Origin of the sequence: Aequitasia blattaphilus, assembly GCF_024721305.1 — a bacterium.
GTDB classification, from domain to species: domain Bacteria; phylum Bacillota; class Clostridia; order Lachnospirales; family Lachnospiraceae; genus Aequitasia; species Aequitasia blattaphila.
The window spans coordinates 20123-36199 of sequence record NZ_JAMXOD010000012.1 but is presented as its reverse complement, the minus strand read 5'-3'; the positions used below and the strand labels follow the sequence as shown (position 1 = coordinate 36199).

Annotated in this window: 15 protein-coding genes; all 15 read right to left on the bottom strand. The window is 39.3% G+C overall.

Features of this window, described 5'->3' with window-relative positions:
- Nucleotides 1-96 precede the first annotated feature (96 nt).
- Nucleotides 97-2415, bottom strand: a complete 2319-nt coding sequence (locus tag NHH15_RS09365; protein ID WP_262066401.1) for a heavy metal translocating P-type ATPase — start codon at nt 2413-2415, stop codon at nt 97-99.
- A 117-nt stretch (nt 2416-2532) separates the two neighbouring features.
- Nucleotides 2533-3201, bottom strand: coding sequence for a uracil-DNA glycosylase (locus NHH15_RS09360; RefSeq protein ID WP_262066400.1), 669 nt, complete (start codon nt 3199-3201; stop codon nt 2533-2535).
- Nucleotides 3202-3204: 3 nt separating this feature from the next.
- Nucleotides 3205-3966 (bottom strand): imidazole glycerol phosphate synthase subunit HisF, encoded by a 762-nt coding sequence (hisF, locus tag NHH15_RS09355; protein WP_262066399.1) that lies wholly within the window; start codon nt 3964-3966, stop codon nt 3205-3207.
- Between the two features lie 9 nt (nt 3967-3975).
- The gene (hisH, locus tag NHH15_RS09350; RefSeq protein WP_262066398.1) at nt 3976-4581 is read right to left on the bottom strand and encodes an imidazole glycerol phosphate synthase subunit HisH; all 606 of its coding nucleotides are present in this window, start codon (nt 4579-4581) and stop codon (nt 3976-3978) included.
- 50 nt (nt 4582-4631) lie between these two features.
- Nucleotides 4632-6068, bottom strand: coding sequence for a sensor histidine kinase (locus NHH15_RS09345; RefSeq protein ID WP_262066473.1), 1437 nt, complete (start codon nt 6066-6068; stop codon nt 4632-4634).
- 33 nt (nt 6069-6101) lie between these two features.
- A complete protein-coding gene (locus NHH15_RS09340; RefSeq protein WP_262066397.1) occupies nt 6102-6779 on the bottom strand; it encodes a response regulator transcription factor in 678 nt (225 codons plus the stop codon).
- 172 nt (nt 6780-6951) lie between these two features.
- Complete coding sequence (locus NHH15_RS09335) at nt 6952-7929, bottom strand: ABC transporter permease (protein WP_262066396.1); 978 nt, start codon at nt 7927-7929, stop codon at nt 6952-6954.
- A gap of 12 nt (nt 7930-7941) precedes the next feature.
- Nucleotides 7942-9447 (bottom strand): sugar ABC transporter ATP-binding protein, encoded by a 1506-nt coding sequence (locus NHH15_RS09330; RefSeq protein ID WP_330639185.1) that lies wholly within the window; start codon nt 9445-9447, stop codon nt 7942-7944.
- Nucleotides 9448-9470: 23 nt separating this feature from the next.
- Nucleotides 9471-10493 carry a substrate-binding domain-containing protein gene (locus NHH15_RS09325; protein ID WP_262066395.1) on the bottom strand — a complete coding sequence of 341 codons (1023 nt, stop codon included), beginning with the start codon at nt 10491-10493 and terminating at the stop codon, nt 9471-9473.
- Nucleotides 10494-10522: 29 nt separating this feature from the next.
- Nucleotides 10523-11428, bottom strand: a complete 906-nt coding sequence (locus NHH15_RS09320) for a sugar phosphate isomerase/epimerase family protein (protein ID WP_262066394.1) — start codon at nt 11426-11428, stop codon at nt 10523-10525.
- Between the two features lie 15 nt (nt 11429-11443).
- The gene (iolE, locus tag NHH15_RS09315) at nt 11444-12340 is read right to left on the bottom strand and encodes a myo-inosose-2 dehydratase (RefSeq protein WP_262066393.1); all 897 of its coding nucleotides are present in this window, start codon (nt 12338-12340) and stop codon (nt 11444-11446) included.
- A gap of 18 nt (nt 12341-12358) precedes the next feature.
- Nucleotides 12359-13192, bottom strand: a complete 834-nt coding sequence (locus NHH15_RS09310; RefSeq protein WP_262066392.1) for a sugar phosphate isomerase/epimerase family protein — start codon at nt 13190-13192, stop codon at nt 12359-12361.
- A gap of 28 nt (nt 13193-13220) precedes the next feature.
- Entirely contained in the window at nt 13221-14225 is a 1005-nt protein-coding gene (locus NHH15_RS09305) for a Gfo/Idh/MocA family protein (RefSeq protein WP_262066391.1), read from the bottom strand.
- A gap of 270 nt (nt 14226-14495) precedes the next feature.
- Entirely contained in the window at nt 14496-15530 is a 1035-nt protein-coding gene (locus tag NHH15_RS09300) for a LacI family DNA-binding transcriptional regulator (RefSeq protein WP_262066390.1), read from the bottom strand.
- 142 nt (nt 15531-15672) lie between these two features.
- On the bottom strand, nt 15673-15807 hold the full coding sequence (locus tag NHH15_RS09295) for a hypothetical protein (protein WP_262066389.1): 135 nt from the start codon (nt 15805-15807) through the stop codon (nt 15673-15675).
- Nucleotides 15808-16077 lie beyond the last annotated feature (270 nt).

Here is a 16077-nt window from a genome sequence, read left to right as displayed (position 1 = left end):
GTATATCGTCCTGACTACAGCAATTTTTTTCACTCATGTATACGACTCCTTTTCTTACTATATTGATTATGACAAATCACCTCTGAAAAAGCAACCCTAAAACTTCTTTCTGTATAGAATTCGAACGGAGTTTAATACACACAGCAATGCCACACCCGTATCCGCAAAAACTGCCAGCCACATATTGGCAAAGCCCATAAATCCAAGAATCATAACAATTGCTTTAATGGCCAGTGCAAATACTACATTTTGAATTGCTATCTTCCCGGTAGACTTTGAAATCTTAATGGAATTCAAGATTGCTCCAACCTGGTTGTTCATGAATACAACATCTGCAGCCTCAATCGCCGCATCTGCTCCACTTCCCATAGCTGCTCCCACATCTGCTCCAGCCAGTACAGGAGCATCATTGATTCCATCACCAACAAACAACACAGGACCATATTCTTTCCGCAGCCCTCTCAGCCGTTCCAGCTTCTCGTCCGGCAACAGCTTTCCATACACATCCTGAACACCAACCTGCTCTCCTACTGCCAATGCACTGGTCTTTTCGTCACCTGTTAAAATACTGGTATGTAGTTTTAATTGATTCATTTTTTGAATTGATTTTTTCGCATCTTCCTTAATGGTATCATCTATGAGTATCCACCCTGCTAATCTGTGGTCAAGAGCAACATAGACTATTGTAGCACCACCTGGATTTTGTGGAGTTTCTTCTAATTCAACCCCTGCATCCTCCATAAGCTTTCTATTTCCACAAAGAAGTTCTCCCTCTGAAAACAGTGCCTTTATTCCTTTTCCCCGAATCTCTTGTACCTGACTTGGAGTGACTGTTTCATAACCCTCGGCTCTTGCCGCACGTACAATACTGTTGGCAATTGGATGGGTGGAGGCACTTTCCGCGCCTGCTGCCATGGTTAGGATTTGTTTATTGGTAAGACCTGAAAATGCTTTTATTTCTTTTATAGTAAAGGTTCCCTTTGTTAAGGTACCTGTTTTATCCATGGTAACTGCCTTGATTTTTTCTAACCCTTCAATGGCTGCTCCACCTTTAAAAAGAATTCCTCTTTTTGATGCTGCGCCAATTCCTGCAAAGTAAGCAAGAGGGACACTTAAAACAAGCGCACATGGACAACTGATAACCAGGAATGTAACCGCTGTATAAATCCATTTGTTCCAGTCTCCAGTAATCAGAGACGGAATGATTGCTGTTGCTACCGCAATCAGTACAACAATTGGTGTGTATACCTTTGCAAATCTAGAAATAAATCGATCCAGTTTTGGTTTTGTCGCTGCTGCATTCTCCACAGAGTTTAAAATCCTGGTAACCATAGAATTCTCCAAAGCCCTTGTTACCTCTACTCTTAGCACACCGCCTTCGTTCACACACCCTGATAAGATTTCATCACCTGGCAACACAGATACAGGTACGGATTCTCCCGTTACCGGAGACGTATCCAAACGGCTCTCTCCCTCTACCACTTTTCCATCTAAGGGAATGCGGTCCCCTGGGCGTATCAAAATAATATCTCCAGGCTTTGCCTCTTTTGCACCCACCTCAATGATCTCATCACCCTTTACCACATGAACACTTTCCGGGCGCATATCAACGGCATCCATAATCTGAGAACGGCTTTTCTCCACTGCTACATCTTCAAAGAATTCACCTACTCGGTAAAACAGCATAACCCCGGCTGCCTCAGCAAAGTCTCCCAGTGCAAATGCTGCAATGGTTGCGATACTCATTAAAAAGTTTTCATCAAATACTTGTCCCTTTGTAATGTTCACTACTGCCGTCTTTAGAACCTTAAAACCAAAAATCAGATAAGCTGCTGTAAACAGGATGTTTCCTGCTATTGGAACGTATCCTCGTGAAACAAATCCTGCTATAAAAAGAACTGCCCCTGCTATTAAAGAAATAATTTCAGCCTTCTTTTCTTGAAACAATGTTTTTTTCACTACTTTTGTATCTTCTTTTTCTTTGAATACAACACCATCTTCTACTGAGTCCGCTATCCCTTGGATTTTTTTCAAAAGTCCATATTCATTCTTCGTTTCCACGGTCAGCTGCTTGGTCACAAAAGTCAGAGAGGCGCTCTCTATCTCTGGCATTTCTTTGATTTTATTTTCGATTACACCTGCACAGTGTGCACAATCCAGATTTTCAAACGTATAGGTAAGCTTTTTGGTCTTTACCTCTTCTTTCTTTTTGAAAATGACTCCATCTTCTACCGAATCTGCTACAGATTGAATTTTCTCAAGCATTCCCTTTTCATTTTTCGCTTCAACGGTCAATTGTTTCGTGACAAAAGTAAGGGACGCACTTTCCACCTCCGGCATTTTTTGAATCTTACTTTCAATTACTCCTGCACAGTGTGCACAATCTAAATTCTCAAACGTATATACTAGTTTCATAGCCTTTCCTCCATTTATATATGAATGATTGTTCATATGTTCATACATCCACTATAACTCTACGCCTGTGAAAAGTCAATAGAAAAAAACGCATCTTCCCGATGCGTTTCTCTTTCCTTAATCAATCTGCCAATCTATGGGTTCTTCTCCTCGTGAATGCAGAAATTCATTTGTCTTGCTAAAGGGTTTACTTCCAAAAAATCCTCTATAAGAAGAGAGGGGACTTGGATGGGGTGCCTTTAATACCAGGTGATTCGGATTCGTAAGCATTGACGCCTTTTTCCCTGCCGGTCCACCCCAGAGAATAAACACGATTGGACGGTTTACTTCATTGAGTGCCTGAATCGCAGCATCCGTAAATTGCTCCCAGCCGATTCCTCTGTGAGAATTTGCCATATGAGCTTTTACCGTGAGTACTGTATTCAAGAGAAGCACTCCTTGATTCGTCCATTTCGTAAGATTTCCATGATTGGGAATTGGACATCCCAAGTCATCTTCTAATTCTTTATAAATATTCACAAGAGACGGTGGAACCGCCACACCTTTTTGTACGGAAAAGCATAGTCCATGGGCCTGCCCATCATTGTGATAAGGATCTTGTCCCAAGATAACTACCTTCACCTTTTCAAAGGGCGTGTATGCAAAAGCATTAAATAGATCTTCTTTCTTCGGAAAAACTTTATACTTGCTGTATGCATCTACAACCTTGCTATATAATTCCCGGTAATAGTCTTTCTTAAATTCTCCCTGCAGCACTTCTTTCCAGTCGTTTTCAATACCAGCCATAATCTATACCCTTACCGGAATACCTTTTTCCTTGAGATATTCCTTTACTTCTAAAATTTCCAGTTCCTTATAGTGAAATAGGGATGCTGCAAGAGCTGCATCTGCCTTGCCCTTTTCAAAGGCATCATAAAAATCTTCCAGTTCTCCTGCTCCCCCTGAGGCAATAACCGGAATCCCTACTGCTGAAGCAATCTGATTCGTGACATCTAAATCATATCCTGACTTCGTTCCGTCGCAATCCATGCTAGTCAGGAGAATTTCACCTGCACCTAATTGCTCTGCTTTTACTGCCCATTCAATGGCATCTAGTCCAGTATCAATTCTTCCACCATTTTTATAAACATTCCAGCCACTTCCATCTGCTCTCTTTTTTGCATCAATCGCAACCACAATGCATTGACTTCCAAACTTCATTGCACCCTCTGTAATTAGTTCAGGCGTATTGATTGCAGAAGAATTAATGGAGATTTTATCAGCACCTTCCCGCAGAATCTTTTTAATGTCCTCCACAGTTCGTATCCCTCCACCCACTGTAAAAGGAATGAAAACCGTTTCTGCAACCCGTCTTACCATATCTACTACTGTTTCTCTGGCATCGGATGATGCCGTTATATCCAAGAAGACTAATTCATCTGCTCCTGCTCCGTCATAAGCTTTTGCGATTTCAACCGGGTCACCTGCATCCTGCAAATCCACAAAATTTACGCCTTTAACTACTCTTCCATTATGTACATCTAAACACGGAATAATCCTTTTTGTATGCATAGCCCCTCCCTATAATTCAATAAAATTCTTTAGTATCTTCAGACCGGTTTTGGAACTTTTTTCCGGATGAAATTGACACCCAAATACATTATCCTTCTCCACAGATGCATGAATCGTAACACCGTAATCTGCAGTCGCCGTTACCACACTTTCATCCTTGGCTTTCAGATAATAGGAGTGCACAAAATAGACAAAGGAATTTTCGTCAACTCCTGAAAATAGGTTTCCGCGTCTCGGGAAATCCAACGAATTCCAGCCCATATGAGGGATTTTTAATTCCCTGGAAGATGGAAACTTGCAAATATCTCCTTTTAAAATCCCTAAACCTTCCACGCCTTCCGCCTCTTCACTTCTTTCAAATAAAAGCTGCATCCCCAAACAAATCCCAAAGAAAGGGGTTTTTCTTTGGATTACCTCTAAAATTGTTTCCACCAAATCATATTCCACAAGCTTTGCTTTTGCATCTCCAAAGGCTCCCACTCCTGGTAATACCACCTTATCCGCTCTTAATATTTCTTCCTTTTCTCTCGTTACTTTTATATCCGCGCCTAAATATTCAAATGCTTTTACAACACTTTTTATATTCCCGGCATCATAGTCAATTATTGCTATCACAGGCTCTCATCCCTTCTTTAAAAAGTCACTTTAGTTTACCATATTTTTAATTAAGCATCTACCTCAAACCAAAATCCAACTCCATTATCATAATTTGTGACTCCATATTTTTGATTTAAGGACTCCATTGCTGCTTTTACAATAGATAAACCAATTCCATTCCCACCATAAGCTCTTGTTCTCGCTTTATCCACTTTGTAAAACATGTCCCAAATATGGTCGATATCCTCTTCCGGAATTGGCGCTCCTGTATTAAAGACGGAAACATGAATTTTATCTTCTTGTTTTTGTATTTTAATTTCGATTACCTTCTCTTTATCCAAATGATTCAATGCGTTATTAATGTAGTTTCGCACAACTTGTTCAATTTTAAGCTCATCTGTACACACAAAGGTATCCTCTTCATGTTTAAAAACCACAGTAACATCTTTTTGTTCAATTAATATTTCCATACTTTGAAGGATGCTTTGAATCAACTGGGTTAAATTCACTCTGGAAAATACCGTACTCTCTTTTCCAAACTCCAATTCATTAAGTGTAAGAAGATTCCGTACCGTTCGATTCATTTTATTGGCTTCATCAATAATAACATCTAAGTATGCCTCTTGGTGCTCCTTATCATCATGGATGCCTTCTTTTAGACCTTCTGCATAGCCTTGAATCAAAGCAATAGGAGTCTTTAGCTCGTGAGAAACATTCCCTAAAAATTCGTTTCTCATTTCTTCTTCTTTTTCTTTCCGCACAATGTCCTGCTGAAGATCATTGTTGGCTTTTTTCAGTTCCAGAATCGTTTGCTCCAGCCGATTAGACATTCGATTGAAGTTCGCCCCTAACTCTCCTATTTCATCTTCCTCTTCTCCTGTATACCTTGCCTCAAAATCAAGATTCGCCATTTGGGCCGACAGAATGGTCAGTATATTAATCGGTCTGGTAATACGATTCGAGAAATACCAAACCAAAAGACTGCTGATTACAATAAGTATACTTCCAATAAAGATAAAGAATTGATTGGAAATTGTCGCCGATTCCTGAATACTTTCCAATGGACTTCTGAAGATAAACGAGGTGTCATCATCAAGCTTCCCCCACATTTCTATATATTCCATGCCATTTCTTGTGTCCCTTGATTGAAAAATCTGATATTTCTCCGTAGCATGTATAATCTTGCCTTTTTTTTGAATTTGATCAAGCATATAACCACTTAACTGACTCATCAATCGGTCTCTGTCACTTACATTAGAAATAAGCCTTTCATTCTCTATGTCAATAACCAGATAAGCCACATTGCTTTTTTCAGCTTCTTTTGCCATCACAGTCATTGTATCCTGATTTGTCCAGATTTCCTCTTTCACTTGATTTAATTCGTCATAAAATTGGACAAACTCATCCTCTTTCTTGGCGAGGTGGTACTTTTCCAGAAAATTGACATTGATAAAAAGTATCACCAATAACAGCGATACCATTAATCCTATAAAGACAACCATCATTTGTGCCTTAATTGATCTTTTTACACTTCTCACCTAGTTCACCTCGAATTTGTATCCCATACCCCATATTGTCTTGATATAATCACCTTTTTCACCTAGCTTGCTACGTAATTTTTTCACATGGGTATCGATTGTCCTGGCATCTCCAAAATAATCATAGTTCCATACACTGTTTAGTATTTTCTCTCTGGACAGAGCCATCCCTTCATTTTCTACAAAGTAAGATAGAAGCTCAAATTCTTTAAAGCTTAAGTCAATAACTTTATCACCTATTTTGACTTCATGAGCTGCCTTATCAATCATAATTCCCCCTGCATCGATTACATCCGAGGTCTCTTTCTTATACATTCTTCGATAAATTGCATCCACTCTTGCTACCAGGATTTTAGGGCTAAAGGGTTTGGATATGTATTCGTCTACCCCCAACTCAAAGCCTTTTAATTCATCGCGTTCCTCTCCTCTTGCTGTAAGCATCATAATAGGAACCTTGGAAGTTTCTCTAATTTCACGACACACTTGCCATCCATCCATTCGTGGCATCATCACGTCCAAAATAATGATTGAAATGTTTTTATTACTGTAAAACAAATCCAATGCCTCCATGCCATCTTTTGCTTCCAGCACCTGATAATTTTCTCTTTCCAAAAAATCTTTTATTAACGTTCTCATTCTGTCTTCATCATCAACAACTAAGATTGTAGGTTTTTCCATCTTATATCGCCCTCCGGTTCTTTGCTTTTCCCTATTTTAACAGGGAATTATGTCTCTTTTGTGAATATGCTTATTTTGATTGTAAACGAGTAAGCGTTACAAGTCAAAGAGAGCAGTACATTCTTATGCACTGCTCTCTCTAACTCCGAATTATATTTCGTGAAAGTGAAACTTATACTTTTTGAATATTCTTACGCATATCCAGTACCACTGAACCAATAATAATCAGACCTTTTAAAACATTTGTCATATTATCATCCACACCCATTAGAACCAATCCATTGTTGATTACACCCAGAATCAGTATACCTGCAATTACCCCAGTTACTGAACAAACACCACCTGTATGGGAAGTTCCTCCAACTGTTGCTGCTGCAATCGCATCAAGCTCATAGTTGAGTCCTGATGTTGATGGATCTGAGGATCCAGACCTGCCGGCCAATAGGATTCCTCCCAGTGCTGCCATCACCGAACACCAAATATATACTTTTATCAGTGTCTTTTCCACATTTATTCCTGCTACTGTTGCTGCCTGTGCATTTCCACCAATGGCGTATAGACTCTTACCAAACCGGGTATGGTTTAGAATAAACCAGGCCAGAATCGCAATAATGATAAATACCAGAACTATCATTGGAATTCCGAAAAACTGTTTGCTTCCTAAAAAACGATAAGATTCCGGCAAATTTGAAACAGGTCTGTTTGAAACCATTTTTGCTCCGGCGCGACAAATCAATTGTGCCCCCAAGGTTGCAATAAATGCTGGAATATGCGTATACGCGATAATCGCTCCAATACAGGCTCCAATCAAGGCTCCAATTACTAATCCCAGTAAAATAGATAATGGTACTGACAAATGTGCTCCACCTGGAAAGGCTCTGGTTGCCAAATCTATCGGCTGTACTAATCCTCCTGTGATTGCTCCCACAAGCGCCGCCACTGCACCAATCGATAAATCGATTCCCTTTGTCAAAATCGCAAATGCCACACCAAAAGCCATAATTCCTTTAATCGCTTCTCCTGTTAATAGCGTTCTTAAATTTGCAACAGTTGCAAAATTTCTGTTTGCAACGGACATAAAAATAATCAACGCTATCAATACAAGCCAAATCATATTATCCGATAAAAATTTTTTTCTCTTCAAACTCACTATTCGTTCCTCCTATTGCACTGCTTTTTGTTTGCTCTTATCAAGTGTGGCATATTTCATAATTAACTCCTGAGATACTTCTTCACGCCCCAGACAGCCTGTAACGACTCCTTCACGCATGACAACAATTCGATCTGCAACACCTAAAACCTCAGGCAATTCTGAAGAAACAACGATAATCGATTTTCCCATACCGGCTAATTCTGAAAGAATTGTATGAATCTCTGCCTTCGCACCAACATCAATTCCTCTCGTCGGCTCGTCTACAATCAAAATATCCGGATCTGTTAACAGCCACCTGGCTAGTAGCACTTTTTGTTGATTTCCACCTGACAAATTGCCAATCGGCGTTTCAATAGATGGTGTTTTGGTTCCCAAGCGTTCCACATAAGCTTGCGTATCCTCAGCCATTTTTCTGGAATTTATTGGAAATCCATAACTCTTTAAATGAGCCAATACCGTATTCATCTTAATACTAAGAATCCCAACGATACCATTTCCTCTCCGGTCTTCCGTCAACATCCCAATACGATTCCTGATTGCATCCTCCGGACTCTTAATATGGATTTCCTTTCCATCTTTATATATTTTCCCACCTGTTTTCTTTCGCATACCAAAAATGGTTTCCATTGTTTCAGTTCGTCCTGCACCAACAAGTCCTGCAAATCCCAGGATTTCACCTTTACACAAGGTGAAAGAAACATTTTGAACTGCTTTTCCCGAGCACAAATTTTCCACTTTCAGAACTTCTTCACCTATTTCACAATGCTTTTTAGGAAACATATCTGTAATCTCACGGCCTACCATAAACTCAATTACCTTGTCTTGCGTTAAATTTTCCGCTCGGTCCGTCGTAACATATTCACCATCACGGAAGACCGAAATATCATCGCTGATTCGGAATATTTCCTCCATCTTATGAGAGATATAGATAATCGCAACACCCTTGGATTTTAGTTCTTCAATAATTTTAAATAAATCTTCTACTTCCGACTCCGTCAATGCTGATGTTGGTTCATCCATAATGACAATCGATGCATCGTAAGAAATTGCCTTAACAATCTCAACCATTTGCATTTTCGCAACGGTCAGGTTTTTCATCTTTTCACTAGGATCTATCTTCAAACCAATCTTTTCAAATAGCTCTAAACAATCCCCGTGCATTTTTTTATAGTCCAGAAAAATCCCCTTTTTAGGCTCTCTTCCCAGAAATACATTATCGCTGACAGATCTCTCCAAAACCGGTGAAAGCTCTTGATGAATCATTGATATTCCAGCGTTTAAAGCTTCCTGTGTTGTTTTAAATGCTACTTCTTTTCCTTTGTATATTATTTTTCCAGATGTAACAGGCTGCATCCCTATCAAACATTTTACCAGGGTTGATTTCCCGGCGCCGTTCTCACCCATTAAGGTGTGAACGGTACCAGGACGTACACTTAGCTGCACTCCGTTTAGTGCTTTTACCCCTGGGAATTCTTTGACAATGTCCTGCATTTCCAGAATATATTTATCACTCAATATATTCACCTCAACCTTCAGCTTTATCTATTGTCATAGTCTGCAACATTATCCTTTGTTACTGGTTCAAATGGAACCCATAAGATGTTCCCTGTATCATCCAGTTCATAATCCGAGCCATCATTAATTGCATTTCCTTCAATCAGATTTTTTGCCGCCACTAAAGCACCTCTTCCTTGTCCTTTCGGATCTTGGAATACCGTCATATCTAACGTTCCATCCTTCACAGCTTGTCGTCCATCTGCTGACGCATCTATCCCAACGATTGGCACAGATGTTGGATCAATTCCTTCTGCGTTCATTGCTTCAATTGCGCCAAGTGCCATGCCGTCATTGTTTGAAATGATACAGTCATACTTGGTTGTTTTAAGCAATGGTGCTATCATGTCTTGAGCAGTTTCTCTAGCATAATCACAAGCTAATGGTGCTGTTGCTTCTGTTGCATTAATACCATTATCTTCTAAGGCTTTTAATACAGACTCTGTTCTTAAGGTCGTCGAGGTTTGTCCAATAATTCCATTTAACAAGATATATTTGATGTCCGTTTTTCCTTCTTCGTTAAAGTGTTCCGCCAGCCATTCACCCTGGTATTTCCCTGAGGTGTTCTCGTCAGACCCTACGTATACAACCTTCTCATTTAACACTGAGTCATCCGCCGGATATCGATTTACAAATACAACAAACATATCTCCAGCTGCTTCCACACATTGAGCTGCTGTTTCCGGGTCTACCATGTTAATGATAATCGCCTTCTGTCCATCATTACGGGCAGTTTCAATGAACTGCAGCATCTTGCTGGCATCACTTTGTGCATCAACTGATGTCAGCTTAATTCCCAGCTCTTTTGCTTCCTTAAGAGCAGCCTCTTCCATTTCACTAAGCCATTCGTCACGCTGTGACATGATTAAAGTTAATGCCATTGCGTCATTTCCTGTTGCTGATGTGCTTCCTGATTCCTCTTTGTCACCACAGGCAGTTAACATGCTAATTACCATGGCTGCCAACAAAAAAACTGCTATCACTCTTCCAAAAATTCTCTTTTTCATTCTACTTTCCTCCTCTTTTTGTGTTGGATTTATTTAAAAAGTAATTCCTTTTCAATTCGTTCACGTGCTTCCGGTGCTTGTTTATCCATTTTCTCAGGGAATCCAAAGTATGATACTGCTGCAATCGGCTCTCCACCGACCTTAAATTTACGATTGGCAAAATCCGTCTCTCTCAAGGTTTGAAAAATCCGTTCAAAATCTACGTCTCCCTCACCCATTGCCAGATGCTGGTGTACCGTTACGTCTGCTTTTCCACGGCCATTTAACCATGGCGGATTAACAATATAACGGCAATCCAGTTCCTGATTAAACGTATCACCAAATAAAACGTGTGATAAATCATCCCCTGCATATTCAATCATGCTCTTTACATCCCCTTTACCTTGATCATAAAAGAAACCATGAGCCGTTGCATATACATATTTCAGGTAGTCCGAACGAAAGGATTTAACAAGATCACAACATTCATTGTTCAACTCACAGAAATCATAAGGATGGGATTGAATCTCAACACGAATTCCTTCCTTTTCAAAAAGCGGCAACAGTTCCTCCACTGACTTGAACCACATTCCATTGCAGATTTCCTGCCGATTTGGATCCCCTGACAGCTCCGTGTTGATAACTTGAACTCCCAGATTTACTGCAATCTCAATTAATCTTTTCCAATTTTCAACAGCAAACTGTCTTTGTTCTTCTGTCGGTCCTGACCACCGATATACACAGATTAATGAGGAAATCTCAACTCCTGTTTCCCTCAGAGCCTTCCTGTACTCCGCTTCACACTCTTTTGAAAAGAGAGGATGTTTATAAAATGGATTGATTCTTGGATGTGGGGATTGTTCAATATATTTATAGCCCCAATCTGCCACCTGATGAACCATTCTGTTTATATCCATTTGTTTTGCTAAAACATCAACATCAAATGCTATCTTCATACTTTCTCTCCCTCCTTATAACCCTGTTTTTTGGGTAATGTACTTTCTGGCTTTGATTGCATATTCCAGAGGATTTGCTTTGGCTGGATCTTGTTCCGCTTCCACCACCATCCATCCTTCATAATCCGCTTCATCTAAAATTTCAAACAAAGGTCCAAAGTCAACATCACCATCACCCGGTACTGTAAATACGCCCTCACGAACCCCTTTTAAGAAACTCCATTTTTCCTGTCGTGACTTTTCGACCATCTCTTTACGAATGTCCTTTAGATGCACATGCCCAACCCTATGAACATATTTCTTTAATACTTTTTCTGGATTGATTCCTGCAAAGGATAAGTGTCCACTATCAAACAGCAAGAAGACCAATTCCGGATTCACCATATCCATAAACTTATCAATCTCTGCCTCTGTTTGCACAACTGTACCCATATGATGGTGAAACGTCAGCTTCATTCCTTTATCTTTGGCAATTTGTCCCAGTTTATTAAGTCCCTCAGCCAACATTAGCCATTCCCCTTCGTTCATCTCATACTTGCCCTCCCAAACCGGCTGGTCAAGCATTCCCTGAATGCTGTAACTTTGTTCTGAAACTCCAATCACCCTTGCTCCAACTGCTTTTAGAAAATCTAACTGTCGAATAAACTCTTTCTCCGTTTCTTCATAAGGTTTGGAAATCAGAAAAGATGAAAACCAGCTGTTGCAAATAGTTAAACCACGAAGATCCATTGCTTTTTTTAAAACCGCCGGATCCGTTGGATACTTTGCTCCAACTTCCGAGGCTGCAAAACCGGCTAATGCAATTTCACTGACACATTGCTCAAATGTATTTTCCTTTCCCAAATCCGGCATATCATCATTTGTCCAGGCAATCTGTGCAATTCCTAGCTTTACCTTATTTTTATCGAACATTCACTGTTCCTCCTTGCCCTAGTTGAAATATTTATTTACAAAAGCCTTCGTTACCTCGGCTGCCTTTTGAACATTCTCAGCATGAGAAAGCTCATAGTATTCCGGACGAAATTCTTCTATTGTGCACACACCATCAAATCCTATTTTCTTTAATGCTGCTACAATTCCTGCATGATTTACAACTCCTTCTTCTGGCCACAAACGCTTATCATCACCACAAGAACCCAGCGGTAAATCCTCACAGTCATTTAGGTGATACGCAAAAATCTTTTTGCCATCTGCCTTTTCTAAATCCTCTAATTTTGAACACATCTCATGGAAATGGAAGGTATCAACAGTTACACCAACATTATCACGATTTACTTCTTTTACTACATCGTAGGCTGTTCCAAATTGATTGATTGAGCAATTTGGTGCACCACAGAATTCCAAAGAAATCTTCATATTCGGTCCTACCTTGTCTGCTAAATAGCGTAGTCTCTCAACTGCTTCTTCCTTGATTTCTGAAACGGATTTGTCTTTTACATCAAAGGATGGAACTGTGATAAGCATTTCCATGCCAATTGCCTCAGAAACTTCCATAATGAAATCCACCTCATCATCAATTTCCTTTTTTCCTGCTTCATCTCTTTGGTTAAAAAAGATTAAAGTATTATATGCCCATGGCTTTAAGTTATGGGTCTTAAACCAGGTTGCCAGTTCGTCAAGCGTATGTTCCTTCAAATAATCTTTGATACAGTCGAAGCGGATTTCAATATAATCGAAACCATTTTTCTCACATGCTTCTAAATCTGCCATCAATGATTGTCCCTTACATTCTAATGCTGTTGCCTCATTAAATCCTGTTTTCATCTTCATTTCCTCCTCATGGGTTTTATTACTATTTGTAGAAGTCTGGTTTCTCTACTGCTGTAACAACTGGCTCAATTTGTCCGGTTTCTTGTGCTTTTACTAAAGCATCTGCTGTTACTGCTGCTAAGTATCCATCCCAGGCATTCGGTCCGGTAATCACACCGTCTTTCGCCTTATCTGCCCAATCCTGGACTTCAACATCATAAGCATCTTTAAACCGAACAAAGCAGTCTGTGTCTATTGTTGTAGACAGCTTTGCATCCCTTCGCACATCTGGATAAGCTGGTTCAGCCATTTTAATAGAACCATCTTCACAAACAACTTCACACTGAATATCGTAACCAAATTTGCAATTCACAAACACTTCAACATCAATACAAATTCCCTTTTTCGTCCTTAAAAGCATAATTTGTGGATCATTTAATTTTCCATGGGAATATTTCGTTACTCTTGGCATAATCACTTGTACAGATTCGTATTCATCATCTGTTAACCAATGAAGAACATCAATCTCATGAATCGCTGTGTCATGCACTGCCATTGGCGTTGTATAGTTTTCTCCTACTTCAGGATTACGATGGGTACAGTGAAGCATCAATGGCTCTCCATACATGCCCGAGTCAAGAGCTTCTTTTACTTGGCAGTACCCTTTGTCATATCTTCTCATGAATCCAGTTTGAATTAAGTGCTTTCCTGCCTTTACTTCTGCATTTACAATTTCAAGGCAATCCATCGCTGTTGTTGCCAATGGCTTTTCACAAAATACTCTTTTTCCCAGTTCAATTGCTTTTAATAGAGGCTCTTTGTGAGCAAAACCTGGAGAAACAACAAAAATTGCATCAACATCCTGTGCCTCAATCAAAGCATTTGCATCTTCATAAATCTTCCCTCCACAGATTGCAGCTGCCAATTTTGCATTGTCTGCTACTGGATCAGAAACTGCTACTACTTCCACACCTTGAATTTTGTTTGTTAAGCGGTCAATATGGTCTCTTCCCATACCGCCGCATCCGATTACACCTACTTTTAACATCTCCTATATCCTCCTATAATTTTCTTGGACTTATAATCCAAAGCTTCTTTTGTTTGTCTAATAGTAGCATTTGCGGTCACGTGAACGCAATGTGTTATTTAACTAATCTTACCTTTGCATTTTTGTGAATATCACCAAATTGTTAATTAAAAAACAAAAAAAGTGTGCAAATTGTAGAAAATTCATCCGATTTTCTTTAATTTACACACTTTAAATTAGTTGTTTTGTATACTGTTGGTTATGTTCTGGTTTATTTTTGTTATTTGTTGGTTATATATTGAATCTATTTTTGATTATTATGCTGGTATACTCGAATTCCTTTTCTGGATTTCGCTCTTCAACCAATAGTCTAAAGAGAATCATAATTGGCTCATATCCCTGCATATATCCTTCTTGACCAATTAAAAAATTTATTGTTCCTTCCTCTAACTGTTTGAGATTCTCCTGCAGCAAATCATGAGATATCAACTTTATCTTCTTATCTACACGTTTCTTTCGCATAGCCCTGCATACGCCTAAGACCACTGGCGGACTGACATATACTCCTCCTAAATCAGGATATTTCTCAATCATTTTCAATGCAATTTTTTCCGATTCTTTATTATCATTTTCGTTTGTAACATATAAAGAATCAACAATTTCAATATCCGGTCGAATTCCCCTTAAGCCCTCAATAAAACCATTTGTCCGGCTTGGAATAGCTGGATTGAGCTCTAATCCTCCAATGACACAGACCTGACTGTTGGCTGGCAAACATTCTGCCATAAGACCAGCCGCTGTTCTTCCAGCTTTGTTATTGTCCTGCCCTACAAAACAAATCCGTTTACTTTTTGACACATCAGCATTTAGAGTTACAACTGAAATGTTGTCTTCTTCCGTTAACTGATTGATTTTCTTCTTTACCTTTTCATCATCCGTAGGAACAAGCGCTATACCTCTAACTCCTACTTGCTTTAACTCATCAAGTGCCGCTATCGTCTGATGCACATCTTTACCATAAGTCGTTCTAATCTCAATGATTACACCTTTTTTTTCAACTTCTTCTTTTGCATCACGAACGCCTTTTAATACCTCTTGCATAAAAGGAGTTTGCATGGACGATAATAGGACACCTATTTTAAAATGTTGTTTTGAAAGCGCCAACATCCTTGCTGCTTGATTTGGATGATAACCCATCTCTTTTGCAATTTTCTTGATTCTCTCTGCCACCTCTGGGCGCACCCGCCCCCGATCTTTCAGTGCACGATCTACAGTCGCCCTTGAAACACCTGCTGCATCGGCAATTTGTTGTGATGTTACAGCCATCTTAAATACTCCTTTTTATTTCTTTATTTCCACCAGTACTTCTGGCAAAATCAAATCTCTGCTTTTTAGAACATTCTCTTTCTTTAACATAAGGTTTTCAAAAAACAGTTCAAGATACTTATTATCATTCCTAATCCCTTTTTCATAATTTGTATATTTTCTGGAGATACTCACTCGGTTCCAACTCATCTACGGCTTGAAGACCAATTGCCATATCCCAGGTAGAACGCTTATATTCTTTACTATATTTATTTTCCAACTCTCTATATTCTGACATGTCAAATTTCCTTATTTCATATCTTTTATACCAATTCAATTATTCCATAAGGGAGCAGATCGAAACGCTCCTTCATTATATCACTCTCAGACAGCAATGCAACACAAGGCAACACAAAAAATAAGAGACGCTTTAAAAAGGCGTCTCTTGACAATGGGGCAGACAAAACTACAGACGAATCGGTTACTATGCGTTACAACCGAGTATTTTATATGCGCTGTAAAGATTTCTTTAGATTAACAATTTTCTGCAAATATTTATTGACATACG